The following is a 26,284-nucleotide window of genomic DNA, read 5'->3' as shown; positions in this document are numbered from 1 at the left end:
ATTCTTTATCTAAGATACAACATTTATTTTTTTCCGGTATAAATGCTTGCAATGCCAAAGAAAAGAGGAATACACTTAGTTTCTTTAAATCCGTTTTTTTCTAATATGTCTAAAAATTCCTTACCATCAGGAAAAGCATTAACAGATTCTGGCAAATATGTATAGGCACAATTATCCTTTGAAATTAAATTTCCAATTAGAGGAAGTACTTGCATAAAATATAAATTATAAATCTGCTTAACAGGAAATTTGACTGGTTTGGAGAATTCCAAAACCACTAACATCCCTCCACTGCTTAACACCCGGTACATTTCGTATAAGCCTTTGTTTAGATTTTCAAAATTTCTAACACCAAAACCTACGGTTATTGCATCATACGTTTTTTCATCAAAGGGTAAATTTTCGGAATCACCCAATATTAACTCAATTTTATTCTGAAGGTTTTTCCGTTTTATTTTTTCTCTTCCAACTAACAACATTCCTTCAGAAACATCAAGTCCGGTAATTTTTTCAGGATTGAGAGCAAGTGCTTCCAGGGCAAAATCACCTGTTCCAGTTGCTATATCTAAAATATATCTTGGTGCTGGTTGATGTTTTTTAAGCAATCTTATTGCTTTTTTTCTCCATAAAATATCTATGCCAAGGGATAAAAAATGATTTAAAAAATCATATTTAGGGGCGATATTATTGAACATTGCAGTTACCTGCTGCTTTTTTCCGAGGTTATTATCCTTATATGGAGTTACTGTCATTTTACAGAAATTTTACAAAAAAAAGCAAAGGTAAAAAGTTTATCATAAACGCGTTGAATTCTTGTAAAGTATACTAGTTTTCGATTTGTTACTCAAAACTTTGATAGAAATAAATATGATTTTAGTGTAAATGAAAACGATTTTGCAACAAGAATTTGAATGCTTTGTAAAACAGTAGGACTTGTGCAAGGTGTTAATGCTTGCTTCTATCCCACCATTATATGAGCTGAAGGATATTTATAATTACGGCTGATTACTTTTCTGCTCATAGAAAATGCGAGGGTTAAAATTCCAACCCTACCTATGAACATCGAAGCCATTAATACGGTTTTACCGGTGACAGAGAGCGTAGGGGTAATTCCTGTGGAAAGTCCGACAGTGGCAAATGCTGAAACTTCTTCAAACACAAGATTGAGTATAGGAATATGTGGATCTGAGATTGACAAGATAAACACTCCCGAAAAAATTATCCCTGAAGCAAAAAGAAAAATAAGGAAAGCTCTGTTTAGAAGTTCATAAGAAATTGAATGATTTGATAATTCCAAACTTCTTTTTCCTCTTAAAGTTGAATATGCTGATAAAATTAAAAGGGTAAATGTAGAAGTTTTAATACCCCCTGCAGTTGAACCGGAGGAGCCTCCAATAAACATTAGCATAATGAAAAAAATCAGCATTGGTGCGCTTACAAGGGAAAAATCAACGGTATTAAATCCTGCAGTTCTTGCAGTAACTGATTGAAACAAGGAGGTAATAACTGATTCCACCAGCCTTTTCCCATCCAGGGTATTGTTTTTTTCCAAAATATAAAACACAATTGTTCCAATCAAAACAAGAGTAATGGCTGAATACAAGGCAATTTGAGTTGTTAACTGAAGCTTTCTCCAAGGTTGATCAAATCTTTTTCTTAGGCTATGGATACTAAATAAATCTCTTATAGATGAATAACCCAGCCCACCCATGAATATCAAAACAATTAATACGATATGAAGTATATAGGAATCCACTACAAAATTTTGAAATAGTCCGTAAGTGAAAAGCGAAAAGCCGGCATTATTAAATGCAGAAACAGAGTGAAAAATCGAAAAGAATATTTTATCGCCAATGTTTTGAAATGTAAGAACCGGATTCCATAAAAAATAAATCATCAAAGCACCAAAAAACTCAATACTCAAGGTCATTAAAATAATTTGGTTTAGCAATCCCTTTGTACTGAATAAGGAATCAGTACTCAGAAAGCTTTGCATCATAGTTTGCTGTTTAATACCCATTGTTGTTCCAGAAAAAGAAACAAGAAAAGTTGCAAATGAAATAATGCTCAATCCACCAAGTTGCATTAAAATCAAAATAATCAAGTGACCTTTAAAAGTAAAATAAGTGGCTGTATCAACCACAATTAAACCTGTAACACAACTAGCACTAACAGATGTAAATAAGGCTTCAAAGAAAGGCATACTGCCTTCAATGGTGGTCATTTCTGGAAGCATGAACAAGCCGCAACCAGAAATTATAAGTGCCACAAAAGATAATATAAATATGGTTGGCGGGGTGAGGTTAAGTTTGGAAATGCGTGAAGTGGCAGAACCCACATCAAGAGCCACTATTACAAGTACATATAGTTGAATGAACAATACGTAAAAGGGAGTAATATCCTCAAAGCCAAGTATTCTGAAAAAATTAATAACCAAAGGGGTTCTGAGAAAGAAATAACTGAATCCGTCAATAACCAACAAGAGCATTAATAAACCTTCAAACCATGTTCGTTTTAAAAACTCCTTTGGCTCAAAAGTGTATAAAAACCGGGTTATGTAGCTAAAGATATAAAATACAAAACTAACTTTTATAACTCCTAAAAGAATTTCCTGTCTTTCAGTGGTTTGAGGAAAACCATAATAAAAAACAAGAACACTTATTACAAATACAGAAACAAAAAAGCTTGTATACCTTAATATTCTAAGGTTTCGCTCCTTACTGTCATAAATATAAAGATTAACCCTTTCCCTAAATGTTTGTAATGACATTGTTAACTATTGATATTACCAAATTGTAAAGCTTCTTGGTATAAATGTTCTTTATTTACAGAAACTACTCCAACATATTCGCAAACAAGACCGCCAGCCAAATTCGCAAGGGAGGCAAGCGTTAAAGCTGGTAGTTTTAACGCAAGGCACAAAGCTGCCACACTTATTACTGTATCTCCTGCACCTGAAACATCTGCTATATTTCTCACATGTGCAGGAATAACAGTATTTTCCATATCTGTAGCAGCCAGTATTCCCTTTTCTGATAATGTTACCAAAGCAAATTTTAAATCAAGTTGCTCCCTTAATTTAGTCACAGCTAAAACCAACTCATCTTTTAAATTAGGATTAAAATCAATTTTCAAGCCCTCTTTTAGTTCCTTGATATTAGGCTTCAATAAAGTAACCCCATGATAGGCCATAAAATTACGTTTTTTGGGGTCGGCAGCAACAGGAATTCCTTTTTCCAGCGCTAAGGAAACTATTTGTTTTATTAAATCAGCTGTAATAACTCCTTTGTCATAATCCTCGAAAATAATAACATCAATTTTCTCCTCATTTAAAAGTGATTTTATTAATTCAAACAAAGCAGCAGTTGCAGCTGGGCTATTTTCATTTTCATTTTCTGAATCTACCCTTAACATTTGGTGATTATTTCCAATAATCCGGGTTTTAACAGTGGTAACTCTTTCGGAATTTTTTAAAATTCCTTTGCTGGTAATATTTTGTTTTTCAAGCAACTCAAGAAAAAGTTTACTTTTTTCATCCTCTCCAATAATAGAACATAAAATAGGCTTTGCTCCCATTGCCTGAATATTAAGGGCAACATTAGCTGCTCCTCCAAGCCTGTTTTCACGTTTATTAACAACAACAATTGGCACTGGAGCCTCAGGTGAAATCCTATTGACATCGCCCCATAAATAAGCATCAATCATTACATCACCAATGATAAGGACTTTAAGATTATTAAATTCCTGGAAAATATTTTTTAAAGTTTCTTTGTTCAAAAATGCAGCTATATAAAAAAATCTATGTTAATTTTTCAAGTGCTGTCTTGATTCTGGAAACAGCCTGCTCAAGTTTTATTTCTGATGTAGCGTATGCAATTCGGATATAATCAGGTGCTCCAAAAGCATCACCCGGGACAACAGCAACATTTGCTTTTTCTAAAAGGTACATACATAATTCAGAAGCATTATTTATTATAGTTTCATCCACTTTTTTACCAAAATAATAAGTTACTTCCGGAAACACATAAAATGCACCTTTAGGAATATTAACTTTCATACCTGGAATTTGCTTTAATAATTCCAATAATAAATCTCTTCTTCTTTTAAAGGCATCTCTCATTTCCCAAGTTGTAGAAGGATCCATTTCCACTGCAGCCTGAGCAGCTTTTTGGGCAATGGAACAGGTGGCTGATGTAAATTGGCCCTGCATTTTATCACAGGCCTTGGCAATCCACAATGGAGCGGCCATAAATCCTACTCTCCAACCAGTCATAGCAAAACCCTTTGATAGTCCGTTGATAGTAATAACCTTATCCGATACATTTGCAAACTGCGCCATGCTTTCATGTTTCCCACTAAAGTTAATGTGTTCATATATTTCGTCAGAAATAATATAAAGATCCTCTTTGGTAGCAAGAACATTTCCAAGTTCTTGTAATTCTTGTTTAGTATATACACTTCCTGTTGGATTACAGGGGGTGCTATAAATGAATAATCGTGTTTTAGGAGTGATGGCTTTTTTTAACTGCTCAGGGTTTAATTTAAAATCATCTTCAAGGCTTGTTGGAATAATAACTGCTACTCCTCCTGCGAGTTTGATTATTTCAATATAACTTACCCAGTAAGGAGCAGGAACAATAACCTCGTCTCCGGGATTAATTAAAGCCAACACAGCGTTTGCTATTGACTGTTTTGCTCCGGTTGACACAACAATTTGTTCTGCTGAAAAATTCAGGTTGTTATCTCTTTTAAATTTTTTGACAATTGCTTGTCTTAATTCCAAATACCCTGAAACATGAGTGTAATAACTAAAGTTTTCATCTATTGCTTTTTTAGCAGCTTGCTTAATGACATCAGGAGTTGAAAAATCAGGTTCACCTAAACTCAGGTTAATAACATCTATGCCTTTGGCAATTAATTCTCTGCTACGCCTTGCCATTGCAATTGTTTCCGACTCAGAAAGCGCGTTTATTCTATCAGATAATTTATTCATTACAGGTATTGAAATTTTATTGGCAAATCTACTAAAATTGTGGTTAGCAAGTAAATTATTCGTTTTAATTATACAACAGTATGGGTAAAAGATAAAAAATCCGATATTTGCAATTATAATTCTTGTGGACTTATGGATAGATTATTTGATGTACTAATTGCGGTACTGCCTTCTTTAGTTGTTTTTCTAACGGCTTTTTATATTATTAAAAGATTTATAGATAATGAGCAAAAAAGGCATTGGATGGAAATAAAAGGAGAAAACCAAAAATCAGTTACTCCAATAAGGTTGCAAGCTTACGAAAGAATTGCAATATTCCTGGAAAGAATTGCTCCAAGCAGCCTTATTATCCGTAGCCATAAAACAGGAATGAGTGCGCGCACAATGCAATCTGAATTGCTTAAAACAATTCGTTCGGAATATGAACATAATGTAGCCCAACAGATTTATATGTCATCCTCCGCCTGGAAAGCAATTAAATCAGCAAAGGAAGAAACCATTAAATTAATTAACATTGCTTCCACTAAAATAAGTGACGATGCTTCAGGAACTGAGCTTGGCAGAGTGATTCTTGAACTTTCCGGTCAACTTGAACAAACTCCTAGTGATTTTGCTCTTGATTTCATAAAAAGAGAAATTAAGGCATTATTTTAAATTGAATAATTTGTTTAATTTTATTTAAGGACATGAAAACCAGGGACAAAAGGGTTGATGCCTATATTATAAAGTCTGAAGAATTTGCAAAACCCATATTAAACCACTTAAGGGAACTTGTTCATCAAGCCTGTCCACAGGTTGAAGAAACCATTAAATGGGGGTTTCCACATTTTGAATATAAAGGAAACCTATGCCATATGGCCTCTTTTAAAAAACATTGTGTATTTGGGTTTTGGAAAGGGGCCATAATGCAAGACAACAATAAAATACTCGAAGAAATAGGAAAAACCGCAATGGGACATTTAGGTAGAATTACAAGTATAAATGATCTACCGGATGAAAAAATTTTGATTGAATATATTACGCAAGCGGCCGTTTTAAACGATAATGGGGTAAAACTCCCCTCCCCCACAAATAAACCCAAAAAAGAATTAGTTGTTCCTAAATCTGTTCTGGATGCCATTTCAAAAAACAAAAAAGCACTTCAATACTTCAATGACTTTAGTTACAGCAATAAAAAAGACTATGTTGAATGGATTATGGAAGCAAAAACCGATGCTACCATGAATAAACGTCTGGAAACCACTGTAGAATGGTTAAGTGAGGGAAAAACAAGGAACTGGAAATACATCAAAAAATAAATTGAAATAGAATTTAGGTAAATAAAAAACTGATTTTTTAATCCAATTCTGAAAAAGTAAAGGATTTAAATGCAGTAAAGCTTTATTTCAACAATGAGGGTTAGTTAACTCAGCCACTTTGATTTATACATTTAATATTAAAAAAGCCGCAAAATTTAATATTTGCGGCTTTTTTAAATCCTATAAACTATTATTTTGAATGTGGTTCATGTACCCCTTCTTTGAATTTCTCAGTCATTTTAGATATAAATGCAGGTATATCTCCTGGGTTCCTACTTGTAACCAGGTTTTGATCTACAACAACTTCTTTATCCTGCCAATCTGCTCCAGCATTGATCAGATCTGTTTTTATAGAATAAAAGGAGGTTAATTTCCTTCCTTTCACCATCCCCGTTTCTATCAATGTCCAAGGACCATGGCAAATGGCTGCTAAAGGCTTTCCTTCTTTCATAAATGTTTTTACAAAATCAACTGCTTTTTCAGATCTCCTTAATTTATCTGGATTTATCACACCACCCGGTAATAATAATGCATCAAAATCATTGGGGTTTGCATTTTCTAATTCAACATCAACTGCAAATTCTTTTCCCCAATTTCCATTATCCCATGAACGCACAGTATCTTTTTGAGTAGAAACAACGTGTACTGTTGCTCCTTCCTGCTCTAAAGCCTTTACTGGTTCAACAAATTCAGATAATTCAAAGCCATCGGCTACAAGAACTGCAACTTTTAAATTTTTTAGGTTTTCCATACTTTTTATTAATAAAAAATGAATAAATAATTTATTCTATCTAAATTAATAAAAAAACAGCACTTATTTTAATGGCGTTTTATGATACATTTCTATCAATTTTTCATCCATTTTATAAACATCCTGAAAAAAAACTGCCTGCCCCTTATCATTCACCCCAACAGTATTGTAGGTAATATAAACAGATGTTGGGGTTTTGAGATTTATGTATTCCTCTGACTTTTTATTCATTTTACCAGTAATTTCTTCTTCAGTCATTTCTGGCAATAAAAATTCAGCCATTTTTTCAGGCTCCTGAATTCTTATACAGCCACTACTGAAATCGCGGCGCTCTTTTATAAATAAGTGCTTTTCCGGGGTATCATGCATGTAAATGCTGAAATTATTAGGAAACATGAATTTGACTCTGCCCATGGAATTCCATGGGCCGGGTTTTTGCCTTAAACGAAAAGAAAAATTATTTTCTTCAATAGTGTCCCAATCAATTTTCCGGGGGTTAATTCTAGTTGAATTTGGATCCCAGTTTTCAAATAATTCATAATGATTTTTGCGTAAAAACCCTGGATTGTTTTTAATTTTTGGCAAAAGATCATTTACAGCAATGCTTTTAGGCACATTCCAATAGGGAGAAAACACAACATACTTAATTTTGCCACTAAACACAGGAGTTGAGCGCATTGTTTTTCCGGTAATTACCTTCATTTCCCTAATTACATTTTCCTTATCAATCATTTGCAGGCTGAAATCAGGAATATTTATAAAAATATGTTTATCACCAAGAGAATCAGGAAGCCATCTTGTTTTTTCAAGTCCTAATTCAATTAATGCAATCCAATTACTGAGAGGAGTATTCATTATTTCAATAAATTCCTCATCAACAATACCAGAGGGTTCCAAACCATGCCTTACTTGATAAGAGACAACAGCCTTTTTTAATTCAGCATCAAATAAAGTACTTTGCTGTACATTATTTTTATTCTCTTGTAAATCCTTTGTCTGTAATAAGTTTTGTCTTAAAATTATAACATCAGCAGAAACGCTGTCAAGGCTTAAAGTAATTCCAGGTTGTAATTTTCTCCAATTTGTATTGTTTGAAAGCGAGTAATAGAATTTAAGCAATTCCCTTAATTGATTATATTGTTTTATTTTGGGATAAACTTTTGCTATTGCTGCATTTATATCATTCTTTTGAATCACCTGGATTAAAAGTTGCTCGGCATTTATCTCATTTTCATTATTTAAATCCCATTGCAAACCAAGTTCACCTTGATCTATTTTTCCATTCTTAAGGTGATTGAGAATTTTCAGGAATGAAATTGTAAAATTTAAATCGGTCTTGGCTATAGCTTTTGCATGAATATCTTTTGTCTTATTATTCTTATCAATGAAATCCCCAACATTTTTTCTGTATTGTTCGAGTATTTCTTTATTGTAATCATTGGCATTTAAACCTTCCAGGTGGACTGAATCTAGTAAGCTCAGGTATTGTTCAGGAAGAATAGAAGAAGATTCATTTAATCTCCAAATAGGATCATAATTTCTTTTGCGATAAAATTCAAAGGCTTTATGATTAAGCTCATCATTAAATTGAGTTGAGAATTTGGATTCCAAAGAATCTATTTCCAGCTGCAGGTAATGGGCAATTAGACTGTTTTTTTCCTTAGCTAATAACTCATTTTGCTCTCTTTTCAATATCCATTTTTTTTCTTCTTGATTATTGCTATTATCGTTCGAACAGCTTATTAAGATAAAAATAACAGAAAAGAATATTGGCTGAATAAAAATTTGTAATCTCAAAACTCACCTCCAATTAATATGTTTTGATAACCAAAAACCGTACCTAGAAGTATTAAAAACGAGCATTTTAAGTACTAATTTGAAGCAAGCTGATTTGAAAAGATAAAAAAAACACTAAAAAAACTTATTTCTTAAACCAGTATTTTATCTTTTTTCCAGTTTTGCTTGTTTTGGGAACATCTTCCCTACCAATAACATAAGCAAAAGGCTCAAATTTTTCAATATGGTCAAATAAAACTTTAACTAATCCTGTTAAAGGGATAAATAAAACCATACCAGCAACACCCCAAATAACTCCTCCTAGCACAAGGGCTAGAATTTCAGTTAGGGGGTTAACCCTTACTTTTCCTCCAACAATAAATGGAGTAAGGAAATAGGATTCAATATATTGAATTACTGTAAAATATATTACAACAAAAACAGCAACCCAAATACTATCCTTAGTAAGTAATGCTAGGGCAACAGGCAAAATACTTCCTAAAAATGTTCCGACAAATGGAATGATGTTAAGAATTCCAGCAAGTACAGCAAAAAACAAGGCATATTCTATTCTAAATATTGTAAGCGCAATTGCATTACTAACTGAAAGAATAAACGAAACTGTTAGAATTCCTGAAAGGTAGGAAATGGACATGCTTGTGCAACTTTTGATGATTTTATCTGTTTTTTCCTTTTCATTTTCAGGAGCAATTTTTAAAATGAAGTTTTCTATTCTTTCACGATAGGCAAGGAAAAATGCAATATATATTAACACAAGAAAAAAATTAACAATTACCCCTGTTGTTATAGTAAGTACACTTTGTATATAGGAACCTAAGGAATCAACAATCTGCCTTATACTGGATTCGATATAAGAACTTATATCATTGTGTGAAAGCCTTGTGTTTTCTGCAATAAAATCTTTTAACTTTAATAAAACTTCTTGAATTCTGTTTGCAAAAAATGGTAAATTTTTGGAGAGTCCGATTATTTGATAGGTGAATAAATAAATAATTCCTATTAAAATAGTTAGAAAAATTAAAATGCATGAAATAATTGCAAAAATCCTGTTAAATCCCAATTTTTCAAGTTTTGAGCAAATAGGCAACAACAGCATGGCTATTAAAGCTGCAATAAAAACAGGGATTAAAAAAGTTTTTCCAAGATACAATCCTCCAAGCAACAAAAACCCCAACAAAAGGGTCTGGTTAAATTTATATAAGCCTAATTTATTTTCCACTGGATAAAAATTAGTTTATCAATTCCAAATTAGGTAGTAGATAAAAATCTTTATTGAAAATAATGAATTTAAAGGAATTAACAAAACGACTGTTTAGGAGGAAGCGGGGCGGGCTTTAGAAACAAGTGCAGGATACCTATAATAAAAATTCAAAAGCGATTGCTACAGAACCAAAAGAGGGATACTTTTTTTGAAAAAGGGTACAAAAAAAACAATACAATTATTTTTTTCCGGCATAGGCAAGCACATCTTTTTCTGTAATTGATTTATCACAAAGAATAATAAGTCTTTCAATTACATTGCGAAGTTCCCTGATGTTTCCTGTCCAATTAATTTGTTGAAGTTCTTTTAAAGCTTCCTTTGAAATTGATTTTTTTGGCATTCCATATTCCTGGCAGATTTCGCAAAGGAAATGCTCTGTAAGCAGGGGAATATCTTGCATTCTATCATTTAAAGATGGAACATGAATTAATATCACACTTAAACGGTGGTAAAGGTCTTCTCGGAAATTATTGTTGCTTATTTCATTTTTCAGGTTCTTATTTGTTGCAGCCACAACCCTTACATTAACTTTTATCTCCTTATCTCCCCCTACCCTGGTAATTTTACTTTCTTGTAAAGCCCTTAGCACTTTTGCTTGTGCAGAAAGACTCATATCTCCAATTTCATCCAGAAATAATGTACCTCCTTCGGCTTGTTCGAATTTACCTTTGCGTTGGTTAATGGCAGAAGTAAAAGCTCCTTTTTCATGTCCAAAAAGTTCACTTTCTATCAATTCAGACGGTATAGCTGCACAGTTCACCTCAACCAAAGGTCCGTTTGCTCTGTTACTTTTCTCATGTAACCAACGAGCTACAAGTTCCTTTCCTGTTCCATTATCACCCGTTATTAAAACCCTAGCCTCAGTGGGTGCAACCCTTTCAATCATTTCTTTAATTTCCTCAATTTGCTTTGAATCACCAATCATTTCAAAAGCTTTTTTGATTTTTCTTTTTAACACTTTGGTTTCTGTAATCAGGGATGATTTTTCCATGGCATTTCGAATGGTAATCATCAAGCGATTTAAATCAAGAGGTTTGGCAATGAAATCAAACGCTCCTTTTTTTATAGCTTCAACTGCAGTTTCAATAGTGCCATGACCAGAAATCATGACAACCGGAACATCCGAAGAAATTTCCTGGATCTTTTCCAATACCTCAAGTCCATCCATTTTGGGCATTTTGATGTCACATAGAATAACATCATACTTCTGCTTTTTGATTAAAGCCAAGGCCTGCATACCGTCCGCAGCTTCATCAACAGAAAATTTTTCATATTCAAGAATATCAATAAGTGTTGCTCTTATTGGTTTTTCATCATCAATTACAAGAATTCTGGCCATATATTAAAATTTCAAACTCAAATTTTTCAGCTAAATTATAAAAAGCAACATTAACTATTTATAAAACTGTTCTAAAACTTAAAAGATAAGTTATAAAACAAGTGTTTATCAGTGTTTCAAACAGGTTTGCTAAAGCTTTATAAATTTTGTAAATTAGTAAATAGAAATTTTTATAAACTAAATTGAATAATTATGAATCATCAGCATCAATATACAATAGAAAAGTTAAAAAAAACAAAATCAGTTGAAATGAGCCATGAAAAAGGAATTTGGGGCAAGAGGTTGTTTCCTTCAAATTTCATGCGTGGATTCGATCCTTTTGTTCTTTTAGATGAATTTTTTGTTGAACCTCCTGGTGAACTTCCTACACAAATAAATCAAGGTTTTGAGTGCTTAACATATGTATTGGACGGGAATTTTGAATTTAAAGATCACAATGGAAATACCCGAACAATATCTGATGGAGGCTTACAAAGATTTACTGCCCCAAAAGGCGTCCAAAATTCATTCAGACCTGTATCCAATGGAGTAAACCATGGGTTAAGATTATGGATAAAACTTCCCTCAGAAATGCATGGTTCTGAAATTTCCTTTCAATATCTAGAGGCAAAAGACATTCCCTATGAAGAAAATGCAACAAAATTAATACGTAAAATAGCTGGAAAAAAATGTCCCCTTATGCTTCATGGAAATATACAATTTGATGATGTAACTCTTGCAAAAAAAGCATTTCATAAATTTACTTTCTCAGAAAAAAGCAGATGCTTTATTTATGTTATTACCGGAATTAATGGTTCAATACGTATCAATGACATAATCATAGAACCGGGCGAGGGAATCTTTTTTGAAAATTTGCATGATCTCACAGTTATTTGCCGCGAAAAGGCATGTAGATTTATTTTTGTATCAGGAATGCCTTATGGAGAGCCAATTAAAGTTAAAGGTGGAATTGTTGAATAAGCAAGAGAAAATCCTGGTAAGTAGAACTAGCATTGGTAACACAGTACTCATCTTTTATGTTTTAAAATAGCCTATATTCATTCAACAGAAAAATTAAATACCGATGCAATTACAGCTCGAATAAAAAATTATAGTTATATAAACTCGACAATTTATAAGTTCCCTCGATCCCTTGATAGAAAAGATAGGAGATTCGCTATGAGTGGAGTATTTATAAAAATGAATTGTGAAAATCTATAAAAAATTAAATACAATAGAAAATGGTACAAATACTGGATGAAACAAAAGGAGATTTAATTTCCATTAAGATTAAAGGCAAGCTTACAAAAGGGGATTTTGATGTTTTTAATCCTATTTTGGAAAAAACGATAAGAGATTTTGAAAAGCCTAAAATTTATATAGAAATTCATGAAATTGATATGCCAGAATTTCAGGCTATTTGGGAGGATATAAAAAATATACCTAAATACAATAGATTGGAAAAAATTGCAGTAGTTGGTATAAAGGGATGGTATGAACAGATGACAATTATTTTTAGCAAAATAATTTCACCTGAAGTTAAATATTTTGATTATGATCAAAAAAAGAATGCAAAGAAATGGTTAGAATCCTACTCATACCATACTAACACACAGTAGGATTTTATCTATTTCAGAAATCATAAATGATTAGTGTCCTTTTCTTCTTTTTCTCTCCTTTAAAATAAGGCTAAGCTCACGGCTTGTTTGCCCTGCCACTGAAGTATTTTCCTCTGCCCTTCTTATTAAATATGGTAATATTTCCTTTACCGGACCATAGGGGACATATTTGGCCACATTATATCCCACTTTTGCCATATTGTAACTAATATGATCACTCATACCTAGCAATTGAGCAAAATAAATCTTGGGATTGTTTTTTTCAATTTTAAACTCGTCCATTAATTCGGCAAGGTAAAGCGCACTGGCTTCATTATGCGTTCCCGCACATATTGAAATTTCATAGAAATTTTCAATACAAAACAATAATGCCCTGTCATAATCCTTGTCTACACCCAGTTTATCCACATGTATAGGTGAGGTGTAATTCATTTCAATGGCTCTGGTTCGCTCCTTTTCCATATAAGCCCCCCGAACTAATTTCATTCCAATAAAAAACTTCTCAGCTTTGGCTTTCATTAGCAACTCTTCCAAATAATTAATGCGGCCTGTCCGGTACATTTGAAGTGTGTTGTAAACAATGGCTTTTTCATTGTTATAAAGACGCATCATCTTTAATGCCAATTCATCAATTGCATCCTGTATCCAACTTTCTTCTGCATCAATCAAAACCGGAATACCAGATAGGAAGGCTGTCTTGCAAATATGGTCGAAACGGGAAATTACTTTCTCCCATTCCTGTTTTTCAGCTTCAGTTAAAACACAATTGGAATTTACTTTTTCAAGAAGATTAAAACGAGCAATACCGGTGACTTTAAATACACTAAAAGGAATATTTTGGCTTGTTTTTGCTTTTTCTATTGTGGCAATTAATTGCGTTGTTGTTCGCTCAAATTCTAATTCAGATTCTTTTCCCTCAACCGAATAATCCAAAATGGTTTTTATTTTATAATCAGCCAGATTGGCTATTGTTTTATCACATTCAGCTATTGTTTCTCCTCCACAAAATTGCTTGAAAATTGTAGCTTTTATAAGTCCTTTAATTGGCAGATTAAGTTTTATGGAAAAATCGGTAAGCTTTTTACCAATTTTCACCATTTGCATACTTGAAACCATATTGAAAAGGATATAAGCCCTGGTAAGGTCTGCATCACTTTTTCCTGAAAAAGCTATTTCTGTATTGTCAAATGATATTTTCATACAAGTTACCGTACTCAACCGTTTTAAAGATATTCCAAAGCCGCAAATATAACAGGATTATAAACACACAATTAACAAGGACTATAAAAAATATGTTCAAAAGCATTACTTCTATGGGTATGAACCAGAAAATAGGTATAACGAGGGAAGTGAGAAAATTGGGGCTTGTTTTAAAACTCGATTTTGTATAAAGCAACAGGGAAAAAGCCTAACTGATATTCTGTTCTCAGTGAATTGGTGGATTTATCATAAATCCTTACTTGTATGTTTTTGGTATTCAGGACATTTTGAATGTCAAGAGCAAAATATTGTGTTAGCTTTTTTCTGTAAAATCGAAAACCAATTTTAAGATCAGCCCTAAAAAAATCAGGATATCTTAAGGTATATGCTTTAGAATCAATATAAACTGCAGATCCAAATTTTTCAGACAATTCTAAATCAATTGGAGTATACCTTCTTCCTCCTGCATTTATTACCTTTGCATCTATTGTAAATACTTTGGACTTGTTTTCCTTGTTTCCTACTTTAAATTCTTTCCCCACAAGCACATTCGCTATCCAATTTCCATTGAAGGATGTATTTCTTTGTACTCCATCACTTCCAATATATTTTGACTCAAATAACGAAGTAGTAAACAAATAATAATATTTATTGCTAAAGAACTTCTCTACTGTGAGTTCCAATCCATAATTGGTTCCTGTACCATTATTAATTAGAGAATCAGGAAAATAAAGATCATAATCGGCCCCAAGATTGAGCATTGAGAAGGAATTCGAATTATTTCTATCAATTGGAACATCGAAAATTTCCTGATAATATGTTTCAAATTTTAAACGTAAATTTTCGCTTAATAAATGATCATAGGCAAGAACATAATGACGGCTTTTAGTGAAACCCATATTTTCGTTTGGCTTCACATAATTTCCATCACCTAACTGAACTTGATTAACGTATGCATACCCCATTTGAAGCTGACTATGCAAACCATAAGCAATACTCAATGTTTGAAAAGGTTTAAAATTCCAGGAAAGCCCTGCTCGGGGTTCAAGGGAATTTGAATTATTAAAAAAATAATGCTGATAATGCAAGCCTCCATTAAAAACAAGGGAATTCGTAATTTTATATTTCCATTGAAAATGGGGTTGCAATAAATAAGAGTGGCCCTGGTAATTTCGGCTGGTTATAAATTGATTGATATCAATATTCAAAAAACTATCTACTAAATTAAAATTTATGCGGTCAATAATAAAGCCTGTCTTAAAATTATGCTGGGAATTTAATTTTTTATTTAAAAAGAAATTTGTTGTGCATTTGCCCTGATTTGATTCATTTCGATAAATGGGAACTGTAGTTTTGTCGAAATTCACTGAATCACTTTTAATATCCATTATGCTTCCTGATCCAGCAATTACCAATTGTGTATAGGTTGTACTATTAATAAGGTATGTATGAGAAAGCCCACCAACTGCCATATTACTGGCAAAAGACACATCATTTCCTGCATTCCCGAAGGAGAAATTAGTTGTGTCTCTTTCACTGTCTAAAATTGCAATGCGACTGGCACCAGCTATTCCAAAAAGGGCAATACTTCCTATTTTTGTTTTTGGGAAATTAAATTTGAATGAGAGATCCTGGTAATAGGGGATTGCATTGGTTCCAAAACTAATTCCAGCCAGGCTAAAAAGTTCCATAGTTGAATACCTGTAATTAATTAAGTAGGAGGAATTCTTCTTTTTATTGATTGGTCCCTCCGCACCAGCTTCAAGTCCATTGAAACCGAGCTGTCCCATAAATTCTCTTTTCTCATTATTTCCAGTTCGCATTTTTAAATCAAAAACACCAGCCACTGCATTGCCGTATTCTGCAGGAAAAGCCCCGGTAATAAAGTCAGAATTGCTTAACACGTTATTGTTTAAAATGCTTACAGGTCCACCAGTTGTACCAAACAAGGCAAAATGATTGGGATTGGGAATATCAACCCCTTCCAGCCGCCATAACACTCCTGTTGGTGAATTGCCTCTAATAATAATATCATTCCTTGTATTGTCACTTGAACCTAAAACTCCTGCATAATTAGCAGCCATACGAGCAGGATCACCCATACTGCCTGCATATCTGTTTGTTTCTTCAATTGTGAAAGAGCGAGCACTAACTGATGTCATTTCATTGTTGGCCTTACTTTTTTCTTTTTCCGCGGATATAACCACTTCTCTACCCATTAGAACTGATTCATCCATTTCAATATTTAACACGATCTCTTTTCCTGAACCAACAATAATATTAAGAACTATTTCCTTGTATCCAAGGTAAGAAATTTTAAGTTTATGCCTACCTACCGGCACCCTTTCCAATCGAAATTTACCCTCTATGTCTGTTGCTGCTCCAATAAATTGGGTGGAATCTAATAACACTATATTAGCACCTATTAGTGTGGCTTTGGATTGTTGATCGATCACCTGCCCTCTTACAGTTTGTGTTAATTGCTGAGCTTTTGAAGGAAAAACAAATAGTGAGATGTGGGTGATTAATACTAAAATGAATAAAATAAACCTCATGAATAAAAAAAGTTAAAGCAAATTACCAGATTAATTTTTTACGAAATTAAGTAAAAATCAACAATGGAATTATCCTTAATTAAGAAAAATGTTTATTCTAATTTAAGAAAAATCAATGAAAATTTCAACCTTTGCTTACTCCCTTTTTTTCCTAAATAAAAGAAATGATTTCAATCTAAATTATTGATAGTAATAATCTTCATACTAAAGGCTTAGGTGCAAGAAAAATGTTTTACATAAAGCAAAAGATTAGCAAATTTAATTGAGAATGATATCAGGGCTGAAAATTATTAAAGCAGGCTTTTAGTAGTACATTCTCTTTTCAGTTATTTTATACAAAAAATTGCTAAATTTATACTTAAACTTAATTAATTTTGCAATTAAGAACCACAGCACATAAAAATAAGTATATAACAATAAATATCAGATATTTGCAAAGTGAAAATCATGAAAACAATAGTATCAGATACCTATAATGTTTACATTGGCAAAGATGTTTTTAATCAAATTAATGATTATTTAGCAAGTAACAATTACAGTAAAATTTTTATCCTTGTTGATGAAAACACCATGCAGTTTTGTCTTACTGAATTAATTGCCCGGGTTGAAAAATTAAAAAAAGCAGAAATAATTGAAACTGAAAGTGGGGAAGAAAATAAAACTATTGACATTTGTATTCAAATGTGGAAAGCCTTAACAGAGCTGAAAGCAGACCGTAAGTCCCTAATTGTAAATCTTGGAGGAGGAGTTTTATCTGATTTGGGAGGTTTCGCAGCATCAACATTTAAAAGAGGAATGGATTATATTAATATTCCTACAACTCTTCTTGCACAAGTAGATGCTTCAATAGGCGGCAAAACAGGATTAGATCTTGATAATTTCAAGAATCAAGTAGGATTATTTTCCAATCCAAAAGCAGTATTCATTTACCCTCCATATTTAAATACCTTAAGTAAAAAACAAATTCTTTCAGGATTTGCCGAAGTTATAAAACACGCACTTATTGCTGATGAAAACTATTGGAACCAGATAAAAAATTTCAAACCAGCAAATCCCGACTGGGAGGGTATAATTTATAGTTCTGTTGTTATAAAAAACAATATTGTATTAAAGGATCCACATGAGAAGAACATTCGAAAATCCTTGAATTTTGGCCATACAATAGGCCATGCCATTGAAACATTTTTTCTTGAATCAGAGTTACAACCCTTATTGCATGGTGAGGCAGTTGCTGCAGGCATTTTTTGCGAGGCCTTTTTATCGTATAAAAAAGCAGGATTGGAACACACCCAATTGGATGAAATCTGTGACTTTTTATTGAAATTTTACAAACCAGTTAATTTTAATCAAGTTATTCCACAACGACTTATTGAAATTATGGAACAGGATAAAAAGAATGAAAACGGCCAAATAATGTTTACCCTAATTTCCAAAACAGGAAATGCTGTTGTAAACAATAAATGCAGTACGGAACTAATATCTGAATCGTTTAATTTTTATCAAATGCGCGCTGCAATGGTTGCTTCAGATCTATAAAATGATAAACGCAATTTACATTAAAAGAAAAAAGGGGGAAGTTTCGTCCAGGGTAAATTTACCTGGCTCAAAAAGTATAACCAACAGGGCTTTTATTATAAATGCACTATCAGGAGGAAGAATAAATATAATCAATCCTTCTGATGCCGAAGATTCCATTGTTCTTAAAAACCTATTAGATGAACAAGGTCCTACATTTGATGTGGGACATGCGGGAACTGTGATGCGTTTTCTTGCTGCATTATTTTCAATAATTCAAGGAGAGAGGATTTTAACTGGTTCCGAAAGAATGAAGCAAAGGCCTGTAAAGGAATTAATCAGGGTGTTAAGCTCCATTGGTGCGGATATTCAATTTTTGGGAAAGAAAGGATTCCCACCACTAAAAATAAAAGGCAAAAAACTATCAGGGGGAAAAGTAGATATTAATTCCACAATAAGCAGCCAATATGTTTCCGCAATGCTTATGATTGCACCTTATCTAGAAAATGGATTGGTGATAAGCCTGAAAGGAAGGGTGATTTCAGCTCCTTATATTGAAATGACTTTAGATTTAATGAAAAAGTGTGGAGCTAAAATTCACGAAAAGGATACTTTAATTACTGTAGCATCAGGCGAATATACACCAGCAGACATTATTGTAGAAAAAGATTGGAGCGCTGCATCTTATTGGTATGAACTCGTTGCTATTTCCTATGAGGCTGAAATCACTTTGTCAGGGCTTTCTAAACAAACTATACAAGGTGATAGCGTACTTGATGAAATTTTCAAAAATTTTGGTGTGCGATCTAAAGAAATAGCAGGGAATACAGTTTTAATAAAACTTCCCCAGCCTATTTTAAACCGCTTTGATTATGATTTCACCAATTGCCCTGATCTTGCTCAAGCGGTAGCAGTAACTATGGCTGCAAAAGGAATAAAAGGAATATTATCAGGAATTACAAGTCTGAGAATAAAAGAAACTGATAGAATATCGGCATTGTCCACTGAACTTGAAAAACTAGGAGTGGCAACACTTTGTGGGGCCGATTACATTGAAATTTTAGGGGATAAGATCAACAAACAGGATGTAACAATTGAAACCTATCAGGATCACCGAATGGCAATGGCCTTTGCCCCTCTTGCAGAAGTGCTGGGTGAAATAAGAATAAAAAATCCAGGGGTTGTTAAAAAGTCATACCCGGGATTTTGGATTGAGCTTGAAAATGCCGGATTTGAAATTACTGTTTAAATTCTACCAATACTGAATATCCAATTGGCTTTCCATTTCTATTAAAGGTTTCTGATCGTACAATTCCATACTTAACAGAATACCATTCCACAGTGCTGGTTAAAACTTTTAGAGGAATACTGGTAGTAGTTATCATTTCCGTATTATAAGAAATTTTATAGGTATCAAAAATTCCTGCTTCCGTTGTAATTTGTTCGAATTCATTCACATTTCTATTGTAAATTTTTAATTCAACAGTAGCTATATTTATTCCTTTATTATTAATTTTCATCTTTAAATTCCCTTCAGAAAGTTGTTGACCGGGTTGTAAATTTGAGGGAAGTTCCAGTGTGGTATTCTCCATTTGCATTTGCATGCCCTCAAATTCTGCCATGCTTTGTGGGTTCAGCATTGCCCGTAAATCATAGTGCATAACACCTTTTTCGCAGCGCATTTTAATAATACCACTACCTAAAGGTTCATTATTGATAGTGGTAATATCATTTTTAATAACTGCTTCCATGCCTTCCGTTTTTTTTTCAACCTTTAGTACTTTGTTTTTTGAAGTTGATGTTAGCCTACCCTTGGGATCGTAATTTTTAATAGTATAAGAAGTACCTGCTTTTAAAAGTTCGAATTGTGTACAAGCCTGACTATATAGCTTGTTAGGCAACAATAAAATACAAAAAATTAAAAAAAACAAACTGAATTTAGATTTGATTTTCATTGCTTTAAATTTTACTCGAATTAGCACTCCATGTGATTTATTAAAAATACATAAATTAAATTAAAAAAGAGGCTTAATGGCCCTTACCATTTCTCTTTTACCTAAAGGACCGGGTAAAGCTTCTAAAATAAAACCTGATTTTTTAAGTGTGCGCTTAAATTCCCCTTTAGCACAATAAGAAGTTAAAATTCCTCCGGGAAGCATTGAATTATATATCTTATTAAAAATTTCAGGGAGCCACAGTTCTGGTTGAGCTCCAGGTGCAAATGCGTCAAAATAGACTAAATTATATTGATCCATTAGGATTGCATCTTCAATTTTTTGTTGAACTTTTATCAAATTAAAATTTGAATTAATTTCAATCCAATGATCCATTTGTGAATCATGCATCTTTAAAAACACATTATTGAATTGTTGTTTTTTTAATTTTTGAGTGTAATTTAATTCCTGCACTATTTTTAAATCTAAAGGAAAAGGTTCAATACCGGTGTAATGGATATTCAAATTGTTTTCCATAGCATACATGGCAGTTAAAAAGCAATTCAAAGCAGTTCCAAAACCTATTTCAAGAATTGATATTTCCTTTGATTCAATGACTTTAAGACCGGCATCAATAAAAACATGTTCTGATTCCTGAATTGCACCATGAATGGAATGGTAATGCTGTTGGGTTTGGGGATGGTAAACCGTATGAGAACCATCGCTAGTAATAAGCAAATGTTGGTTTGTAATGTGCTCTGACATTAATTATTCTATATTAACTAAATAATATTTACTTCCCTTTCAAGGTTAACTTCAAATTTTAAATAGACAGACTTTAGAATTTCTTCTGATATTTCATATATTTCATTTCCAGAAGCATTGCCATAATTTACAAGAACCAGTGCTTGTTTTGCATGCACACCTGCATCATTCTTTCTGAAACCCTTCCAACCACATTGTTCAATTAACCATCCGGCAGCCAATTTAAAAGTTTCATTTTGCTGGGCATACGCAGGAATTCCAGGGAAAACTGTTTTCAAATAATCATAATGAGACTTACCAACAACCGGATTTTTAAAAAAACTTCCAGCATTCCCTATTAATCTTGGATCAGGCAATTTACTTGAACGGATGTTACAAACGGCTTTACTTATAGCTGAAACGGATAATTCTTTTACACCCATTGCCTCCAATTCCTGATCAATTGCACCGTAACTGGTATTGAATTCTGGTATTTTTCTGAGTTTATAAGTAACCGAAGTGATAATATACTTGTCTTTACATATATTTTTAAAAACACTCTCCCTGTATCCAAAATTACAATCGGAGTTATTAAAGCTATGTATCTCTCCTGTAGTGATTTCAATGGCCTCAAGAGATTCGAAAACATCTTTAATTTCTACTCCATAAGCTCCTATATTTTGCATTGGACTGGCACCCACATTCCCCGGAATCAGAGATAAATTTTCTACGCCTGCGTAATTATTTTTTATACAATGTAAAACGAATTCATGCCAAATTTCTCCTGCACCAGCCTTTAAGTAATAAAAATCAGTATCGGATTTAAGAAGTTCAATGCCTTTAATATTGTTTTTAATAATAATGCCATCAAAATTTCTGGTAAACAATAAATTGCTACCTCCCCCAAGAATTAACCTTTCTAAACCAATTATTGTATTCTCATGTATAAGCTCCTGAATTTCTTCAGGAGTATGAATAGCAACAAAATATTTAGCCTGAGCAGATATGCCAAAACTGTTGTAATTTTTAAGGGGGAAATTTTCAGTAATCTGCATGCATTATTTTATTGAAAAACGGCATAATTAATACTATAATATAAAGCAAAGTTAAAATGAATATTGATTCCTTGAAACCTAGTTGCTTCTATTTTTCTATTTTTGCAGCCAATTGATATATATACATCTTTTATTATTCAATGCAAAAAGTTATTGTATCTGTTATAAATGATCTTGTTACAGACCAACGTGTAAATAAAGTATGCAATACTATTTCAGAGCAAGGGTTTTTGGTTTTACTTGTTGGCAGAAAATTAAAAACAAGCTTACCAATGGATAAAAGGACTTATGCTACCCACAGGATGAAACTGTTGTTTACAAAAGGTTTTCTGTTTTATGCTGAATATAATATACGCTTGTTTTTCTTTCTATTATTCCAAAAAGCCGATGTATATCATGCAAATGATCTTGATACGCTTTTGCCAAATTTCCTTGTTTGCAAATTTAAAAGAAAAGAATTAGTGTATGATAGTCATGAATATTTTTGTTTTGTTCCTGAACTTGTTAACAGGAAAATGGTTCAGAAAACCTGGCTAAAAATTGAACAATGGATATTCCCCAAATTAAAATATGTTTTTACCGTAAATGAAAGCATTGCTCAGGCATATGAAAAACATTATGGAATAAAGCCTGTTGTGCTAAGAAATGTTCCTTCGCTTAAAAACTTTGAAAATATTCCATTTAGAAGTCGTTCCCAGCTTAGTTTGCCTGAAAATAAAGCAATAATACTTTTACAGGGTGCTGGTATAAATATAAACCGAGGAGCCGAAGAAGCACTTCAAGCAATGTTATATATTGAAGATGCCTTATTGCTTATTATTGGAGGAGGAGATGTAATAGATAAATTAAAGGGAATTACTGCAAAATTTAATCTTCAGGAAAAGGTTGTTTTTAAAAACAAAATGCCCTTTACTGAATTAATACAGCATACACGTTGTGCTGATGTTGGTATTACATTAGATAAAGCAGACAATCCAAATTATGAATTGAGTTTACCTAACAAATTGTTTGATTACATTCATTCTCAAATTCCTGTACTCTCCTCCCCGCTCATTGAAATTAAAAAAATTTATTCTCGTTATAATGTGGGTGAGTTAATTGACAATCATAATCCTGAACACATTGCAGATAAATTAAGATTTATGATTCAGAATGAACAAATGCAATTAGTATGGAGGCAAAACACACTTTTAGCTTCCAGAGAATATAATTGGGAGAATGAAAGCATTAAGCTTAAAGAAATATATAATAAATTCAAGTAGTTATCGAAAAGCACTTACATATTATTTCTTTTGATGTTCCTTATCCTGCAGATTATGGTGGGGTTATTGATGTTTTTTACAAGATAAAAGCCCTAAGCCAAAAAGGCATTAAAATCCACCTTCATTGTTTTGAATATGGCAGAAAACCTGCCCAGGAATTAAAAAAATATTGTTACAAAGTAAATTATTACAAAAGGCAGAATAATTTGTTTCAATTTTTAAATTCCACACCCTATATTATAAAAAGCAGAAATTCCAAGGAATTAATCAATAACCTTTTAGCAGATAAACACCCAATATTGATGGAAGGTTTGCATTGCTGCTATTATCTGGATGATAAACGATTGGCTGATAGAAAAATAATAGTTCGTACCCATAATATTGAACAGGTATATTACCGTAAACTTTCACAGGCAGAAACGAATCCATTAAAAAAAATATATTTTGCAAGGGCGGCTTCAAAGCTTGAAAATTTTGAAAAAAAACTTTCAAATGCCTCAGCAATAGCCGCCATTTCTGCCCCTGATACTGAATATTACTTGTGTTATCATCCAAAAACAGTAACTGTTTCTGCTTTTCATCCTGATAATAAATTAAATATTAATCAGGGAAAGGGCGATTTTGTTTTATATCATGGCAACCTTTCTGTTGGAGAAAATAACCTGGCTGCTTTATTTCTTGTAAAGGAAATATTCAGTAAAATTGATATTCCTTTTATTATAGCAGGAAGTAATCCTTCTGCTGAATTAAATGCAGAGGTAGCAAAACATGAACACATACAATTAAGAGATAATTATTCAACAGTTCAAATTACAGAGTTAATAAGGATGGCACATATAAACCTGCTTCCAACTTTTCAGTCAACAGGTATTAAATTAAAACTATTGTCGGCACTTCACAACGGTAAATTTTGCCTTGTTAATTCTCCAATGGTTATTGGAACAGGTCTGGAAAAGTTTTGCATTATAAGAGACAGTCCTCAGGAAATAATTTCAGAAATTATTACTTTGATGAAACAAGCTTTTACTGAAGATGAAATTAAGATGAGAACAGAACTTTTATCAGGCGATTTTTCTAATTCTGTTAATGCTGATCGATTAATATTAATTCTATAACTCTTTCATTCGTTTTAATCCAAATTAAGCAATCAACAGAACGTTTTTTTCACCAATGATTAAGAAAATTATGTATTTCAATAGCATTTCAGATCCAGTTATGTATAGCATTTCCAAATTCCTTTTTGAGAAAAAACTTCTGTAATTATTGAGGCAGTACGCAACCAGCATTATTGTAATACTTGGAATACCTGTAATTCCTAAATTTCTAATCCAATATTATAGATTACACTACTAATTATTATTCTTCATCTGATGCTTTATCCAGCTCTTTTAAAATCTTGTTTACGTCTTCCTCTGTTGTGGTTAGTTTTGTTTTGCAAATTTTAATCAAAAAAGCCGCTCTTTTTACTTTTTCTGAAAGTTCGTCTACAGATATTTCTCCTTGTTCAATTTCTGAAACTATGGATTGAAGTTCATCAAAAGCTTCTGTATATTTATATTTATCGCTCATTGTTCTTCTGTTTTTTTTGATTCATTTACACTACTTTTAATACTACCATCATAAACCAAGGTTTCTATTATGTCCCCTTTTTTCACTGATTGAAAACTTTTTATTGCCTTTCCATTCCTCGTGGTTATGCTGTAGCCTCTTTTTAATACACTTTGCGGGCTCATATTGTTGATGTTTTTTTCTAAACTATTTAATTCTGATTTAACCCTATGGATTTGAGTGAAAACATCCCTTTTCAAAAGTACAGCAAACTGTTTGATTTCTTGCTTTGCTGAAATGCATAGATTAATGGAACCTTTTTTTATTTCTTCTGCATTTTTTTTCAAAAAGCCTTTTTCACTTTTAAAGCGAAACACAGATTGTTGAAACAATGATCTAAAGTGCTCTTTAAGCTGGTTCCTGTTGTATAGGAGTATATTTTCTGTTAAGGAACGAAAGAGTTTTATTTGAGCATCAAATTTCGATTTTTCATCCTTTATCAGTCGAATTGATTTTTCTATTATTTTTTCTTCTGCTCTATGAACCGGGACCGAGAAATTATGAAATTTTTGAATGAGATACTCTGCTATTTTTGTAGGTGTAATTGCATTGGAGTAGCTTATTAACTCTGCAACTGTTTCGTTTGTTGCGTGTCCAATTCCTGTAATAACCGGGATTGGAAACAAAGCAATTTCTTTTGCAAGTTCATAATTGTTGTAACAGGATAGTCCAACATCTCCTCCTCCACCTCGAATGATAGCTACTACATCAAAATGTTGCCTTACTTTATTTATTCGTTTCAACTGGTCAATGATTGAATAAACTGCCTTTTCTCCCTGAAGTAAGGAGGGGAAAAGAAGATGAAAAAATTTATACTTCCATGGATTGGTTTCAAGTACTTTTAAAAAATCTGCATAGCCCTTACTGGTTTCAACTGAAATAATAGCGATGCGTTGAGGCAACAAGGAAATAGGCAAAGCTTTGTTCTTGTTAAAAATCCCTTCAACCTGAAGTCTTTTGATTGTTTCCTGTTTCTCTTTTTCAAGATCTCCTAATGTATAACTGGGGTCAATATCAATGATTCTGAGAGAAAGCCCATAAGAAGGATCAAATGTAATACTGGCAAGAAACAATATTTTAATTCCGTCTTTTAAAGGTTCCTTAAGAATGCTAAGGAAGTTGGAATTTATATTCCTGTATTCGTCTTTCCAAAGAGTTGATTTTATTTGAGCAATAACCTTTCCCTCTATTTTTTCAACTAATTCAGGATAGCAATGCCCTGAATGACTATAATAATTTAATTTATTCATTTCGGCTTTTACCCAAAATGTACTTTTATATCTATCAGCAAGTGTTTTTTGTATGCTTTGGGTAACCTCCAGCAAGGTAAAAACGCTTTTGTTGTTAACTGTTTCAGGCATTGCTTAAATTGGT

The 26,284-nt window shown here is 32.6% G+C and carries 23 protein-coding genes; 8 read left to right on the top strand and 15 right to left on the bottom strand.

Annotated elements, in window-relative coordinates:
* Nucleotides 1-23 precede the first annotated feature (23 nt).
* From ubiE to H0V01_09630, 4 genes are all read right to left on the bottom strand, one after another.
* The gene (gene ubiE, locus H0V01_09645) at nucleotides 24-752 is read right to left on the bottom strand and encodes a bifunctional demethylmenaquinone methyltransferase/2-methoxy-6-polyprenyl-1,4-benzoquinol methylase UbiE (GenBank protein MBA2583634.1); all 729 of its coding nucleotides are present in this window, start codon (nucleotides 750-752) and stop codon (nucleotides 24-26) included.
* 206 nt (nucleotides 753-958) lie between these two features.
* Nucleotides 959-2,770 carry an ATPase gene (locus H0V01_09640; GenBank protein ID MBA2583633.1) on the bottom strand — a complete coding sequence of 604 codons (1,812 nt, stop codon included), beginning with the start codon at nucleotides 2,768-2,770 and terminating at the stop codon, nucleotides 959-961.
* Between the two features lie 2 nt (nucleotides 2,771-2,772).
* The gene (locus H0V01_09635; GenBank protein ID MBA2583632.1) at nucleotides 2,773-3,777 is read right to left on the bottom strand and encodes a D-glycero-beta-D-manno-heptose-7-phosphate kinase; all 1,005 of its coding nucleotides are present in this window, start codon (nucleotides 3,775-3,777) and stop codon (nucleotides 2,773-2,775) included.
* Nucleotides 3,778-3,799: 22 nt separating this feature from the next.
* Entirely contained in the window at nucleotides 3,800-4,993 is a 1,194-nt protein-coding gene (locus H0V01_09630) for a pyridoxal phosphate-dependent aminotransferase (protein MBA2583631.1), read from the bottom strand.
* Between the two features lie 132 nt (nucleotides 4,994-5,125).
* On the opposite strand from H0V01_09630, the gene H0V01_09625 reads away from it, so the two are divergent.
* On the top strand, nucleotides 5,126-5,647 hold the full coding sequence (locus H0V01_09625) for a hypothetical protein (GenBank protein ID MBA2583630.1): 522 nt from the start codon (nucleotides 5,126-5,128) through the stop codon (nucleotides 5,645-5,647).
* Nucleotides 5,648-5,679: 32 nt separating this feature from the next.
* Nucleotides 5,680-6,291: a DUF1801 domain-containing protein gene (locus H0V01_09620; GenBank protein MBA2583629.1), complete on the top strand. Its 612-nt coding sequence runs from the start codon at nucleotides 5,680-5,682 to the stop codon at nucleotides 6,289-6,291.
* Between the two features lie 190 nt (nucleotides 6,292-6,481).
* On the opposite strand, the gene H0V01_09615 is transcribed toward H0V01_09620, so the two are convergent.
* The 4 genes from H0V01_09615 to H0V01_09600 all read right to left on the bottom strand — a co-directional run bounded on the left by H0V01_09615 (nucleotide 6,482) and on the right by H0V01_09600 (nucleotide 11,439).
* On the bottom strand, nucleotides 6,482-7,042 hold the full coding sequence (locus H0V01_09615) for a type 1 glutamine amidotransferase (protein MBA2583628.1): 561 nt from the start codon (nucleotides 7,040-7,042) through the stop codon (nucleotides 6,482-6,484).
* A gap of 63 nt (nucleotides 7,043-7,105) precedes the next feature.
* On the bottom strand, nucleotides 7,106-8,734 hold the full coding sequence (locus H0V01_09610; GenBank protein ID MBA2583627.1) for a L,D-transpeptidase family protein: 1,629 nt from the start codon (nucleotides 8,732-8,734) through the stop codon (nucleotides 7,106-7,108).
* A 229-nt stretch (nucleotides 8,735-8,963) separates the two neighbouring features.
* Entirely contained in the window at nucleotides 8,964-10,058 is a 1,095-nt protein-coding gene (locus H0V01_09605) for an AI-2E family transporter (GenBank protein MBA2583626.1), read from the bottom strand.
* Nucleotides 10,059-10,278: 220 nt separating this feature from the next.
* The gene (locus tag H0V01_09600) at nucleotides 10,279-11,439 is read right to left on the bottom strand and encodes a sigma-54-dependent Fis family transcriptional regulator (GenBank protein ID MBA2583625.1); all 1,161 of its coding nucleotides are present in this window, start codon (nucleotides 11,437-11,439) and stop codon (nucleotides 10,279-10,281) included.
* A 192-nt stretch (nucleotides 11,440-11,631) separates the two neighbouring features.
* Here H0V01_09600 and H0V01_09595 point away from each other — a divergent pair, with 192 nt between their 5' ends.
* Together H0V01_09595 and H0V01_09590 are read left to right on the top strand one after the other, a co-directional pair.
* Nucleotides 11,632-12,399, top strand: coding sequence for a pirin family protein (locus H0V01_09595; GenBank protein MBA2583624.1), 768 nt, complete (start codon nucleotides 11,632-11,634; stop codon nucleotides 12,397-12,399).
* 260 nt (nucleotides 12,400-12,659) lie between these two features.
* The gene (locus H0V01_09590) at nucleotides 12,660-13,037 is read left to right on the top strand and encodes an STAS/SEC14 domain-containing protein (protein MBA2583623.1); all 378 of its coding nucleotides are present in this window, start codon (nucleotides 12,660-12,662) and stop codon (nucleotides 13,035-13,037) included.
* A gap of 30 nt (nucleotides 13,038-13,067) precedes the next feature.
* On the opposite strand, the gene H0V01_09585 is transcribed toward H0V01_09590, so the two are convergent.
* Nucleotides 13,068-14,237: a proline dehydrogenase family protein gene (locus tag H0V01_09585; protein ID MBA2583622.1), complete on the bottom strand. Its 1,170-nt coding sequence runs from the start codon at nucleotides 14,235-14,237 to the stop codon at nucleotides 13,068-13,070.
* Between the two features lie 170 nt (nucleotides 14,238-14,407).
* The gene (locus H0V01_09580) at nucleotides 14,408-16,792 is read right to left on the bottom strand and encodes a TonB-dependent receptor (protein ID MBA2583621.1); all 2,385 of its coding nucleotides are present in this window, start codon (nucleotides 16,790-16,792) and stop codon (nucleotides 14,408-14,410) included.
* Between the two features lie 447 nt (nucleotides 16,793-17,239).
* Here H0V01_09580 and aroB point away from each other — a divergent pair, with 447 nt between their 5' ends.
* Both aroB and H0V01_09570 read left to right on the top strand, forming a co-directional pair.
* A complete protein-coding gene (aroB, locus tag H0V01_09575) occupies nucleotides 17,240-18,328 on the top strand; it encodes a 3-dehydroquinate synthase (protein MBA2583620.1) in 1,089 nt (362 codons plus the stop codon).
* Between the two features lies 1 nt (nucleotide 18,329).
* On the top strand, nucleotides 18,330-19,556 hold the full coding sequence (locus tag H0V01_09570; GenBank protein ID MBA2583619.1) for a 3-phosphoshikimate 1-carboxyvinyltransferase: 1,227 nt from the start codon (nucleotides 18,330-18,332) through the stop codon (nucleotides 19,554-19,556).
* Here H0V01_09570 and H0V01_09565 read toward each other — a convergent pair.
* Genes H0V01_09565 through murB form a run of 3 tightly spaced genes read right to left on the bottom strand, consistent with a single transcriptional unit; the run spans nucleotide 19,546 to nucleotide 22,040 of the window.
* Nucleotides 19,546-20,262 (bottom strand): hypothetical protein, encoded by a 717-nt coding sequence (locus H0V01_09565; GenBank protein MBA2583618.1) that lies wholly within the window; start codon nucleotides 20,260-20,262, stop codon nucleotides 19,546-19,548. The genes H0V01_09570 and H0V01_09565 overlap by 11 nt on opposite strands.
* Before the next feature lie 60 nt (nucleotides 20,263-20,322).
* Nucleotides 20,323-21,006, bottom strand: coding sequence for a tRNA (5-methylaminomethyl-2-thiouridine)(34)-methyltransferase MnmD (gene mnmD / locus H0V01_09560; protein ID MBA2583617.1), 684 nt, complete (start codon nucleotides 21,004-21,006; stop codon nucleotides 20,323-20,325).
* A 17-nt stretch (nucleotides 21,007-21,023) separates the two neighbouring features.
* On the bottom strand, nucleotides 21,024-22,040 hold the full coding sequence (gene murB / locus H0V01_09555) for a UDP-N-acetylmuramate dehydrogenase (protein ID MBA2583616.1): 1,017 nt from the start codon (nucleotides 22,038-22,040) through the stop codon (nucleotides 21,024-21,026).
* A 140-nt stretch (nucleotides 22,041-22,180) separates the two neighbouring features.
* Between murB and H0V01_09550 the strand changes: the two genes are divergently transcribed.
* Entirely contained in the window at nucleotides 22,181-23,302 is a 1,122-nt protein-coding gene (locus H0V01_09550; GenBank protein MBA2583615.1) for a glycosyltransferase, read from the top strand.
* A 206-nt stretch (nucleotides 23,303-23,508) separates the two neighbouring features.
* Nucleotides 23,509-24,417, top strand: coding sequence for a glycosyltransferase (locus H0V01_09545; protein ID MBA2583614.1), 909 nt, complete (start codon nucleotides 23,509-23,511; stop codon nucleotides 24,415-24,417).
* 241 nt (nucleotides 24,418-24,658) lie between these two features.
* Here H0V01_09545 and xseB read toward each other — a convergent pair whose 3' ends face one another.
* A complete protein-coding gene (gene xseB / locus H0V01_09540) occupies nucleotides 24,659-24,871 on the bottom strand; it encodes an exodeoxyribonuclease VII small subunit (GenBank protein MBA2583613.1) in 213 nt (70 codons plus the stop codon).
* Entirely contained in the window at nucleotides 24,868-26,271 is a 1,404-nt protein-coding gene (xseA, locus tag H0V01_09535) for an exodeoxyribonuclease VII large subunit (GenBank protein ID MBA2583612.1), read from the bottom strand. Before xseA ends, xseB begins: the two co-directional genes overlap by 4 nt.
* Nucleotides 26,272-26,284 lie beyond the last annotated feature (13 nt).

The sequence above is a fragment of the Bacteroidota bacterium genome (assembly GCA_013696965.1).
Lineage (GTDB): Bacteria > Bacteroidota > Bacteroidia > JACCXN01 > JACCXN01 > JACCXN01.
The sequence above is the reverse complement of the archived record's forward strand: the minus strand, read 5'-3'. Positions and strand labels throughout refer to the sequence as shown.

Bases quoted from the DNA above. Each gene is read 5' to 3' on its own strand.
- H0V01_09595 (MBA2583624.1), top strand. From the start codon at position 11,632: ATGAATCATCAGCATCAATATACAATAGAAAAGTTAAAAAAAACAAAA.
- ubiE (MBA2583634.1), bottom strand. From the start codon at position 752: ATGACAGTAACTCCATATAAGGATAATAACCTCGGAAAAAAGCAGCAG.
- H0V01_09625 (MBA2583630.1), top strand. From the start codon at position 5,126: ATGGATAGATTATTTGATGTACTAATTGCGGTACTGCCTTCTTTAGTT.
- H0V01_09585 (MBA2583622.1), bottom strand. From the start codon at position 14,237: ATGAAAATATCATTTGACAATACAGAAATAGCTTTTTCAGGAAAAAGT.
- H0V01_09620 (MBA2583629.1), top strand. From the start codon at position 5,680: ATGAAAACCAGGGACAAAAGGGTTGATGCCTATATTATAAAGTCTGAA.
- H0V01_09565 (MBA2583618.1), bottom strand. From the start codon at position 20,262: ATGAAAATCAAATCTAAATTCAGTTTGTTTTTTTTAATTTTTTGTATT.
- xseB (MBA2583613.1), bottom strand. From the start codon at position 24,871: ATGAGCGATAAATATAAATATACAGAAGCTTTTGATGAACTTCAATCC.
- H0V01_09615 (MBA2583628.1), bottom strand. From the start codon at position 7,042: ATGGAAAACCTAAAAAATTTAAAAGTTGCAGTTCTTGTAGCCGATGGC.
- murB (MBA2583616.1), bottom strand. From the start codon at position 22,040: ATGCAGATTACTGAAAATTTCCCCCTTAAAAATTACAACAGTTTTGGC.
- H0V01_09600 (MBA2583625.1), bottom strand. From the start codon at position 11,439: ATGGCCAGAATTCTTGTAATTGATGATGAAAAACCAATAAGAGCAACA.
- H0V01_09570 (MBA2583619.1), top strand. From the start codon at position 18,330: ATGATAAACGCAATTTACATTAAAAGAAAAAAGGGGGAAGTTTCGTCC.
- xseA (MBA2583612.1), bottom strand. From the start codon at position 26,271: ATGCCTGAAACAGTTAACAACAAAAGCGTTTTTACCTTGCTGGAGGTT.
- mnmD (MBA2583617.1), bottom strand. From the start codon at position 21,006: ATGTCAGAGCACATTACAAACCAACATTTGCTTATTACTAGCGATGGT.
- H0V01_09580 (MBA2583621.1), bottom strand. From the start codon at position 16,792: ATGAGGTTTATTTTATTCATTTTAGTATTAATCACCCACATCTCACTA.
- H0V01_09640 (MBA2583633.1), bottom strand. From the start codon at position 2,770: ATGTCATTACAAACATTTAGGGAAAGGGTTAATCTTTATATTTATGAC.
- H0V01_09590 (MBA2583623.1), top strand. From the start codon at position 12,660: ATGGTACAAATACTGGATGAAACAAAAGGAGATTTAATTTCCATTAAG.
- H0V01_09630 (MBA2583631.1), bottom strand. From the start codon at position 4,993: ATGAATAAATTATCTGATAGAATAAACGCGCTTTCTGAGTCGGAAACA.
- H0V01_09550 (MBA2583615.1), top strand. From the start codon at position 22,181: ATGCAAAAAGTTATTGTATCTGTTATAAATGATCTTGTTACAGACCAA.
- aroB (MBA2583620.1), top strand. From the start codon at position 17,240: ATGAAAACAATAGTATCAGATACCTATAATGTTTACATTGGCAAAGAT.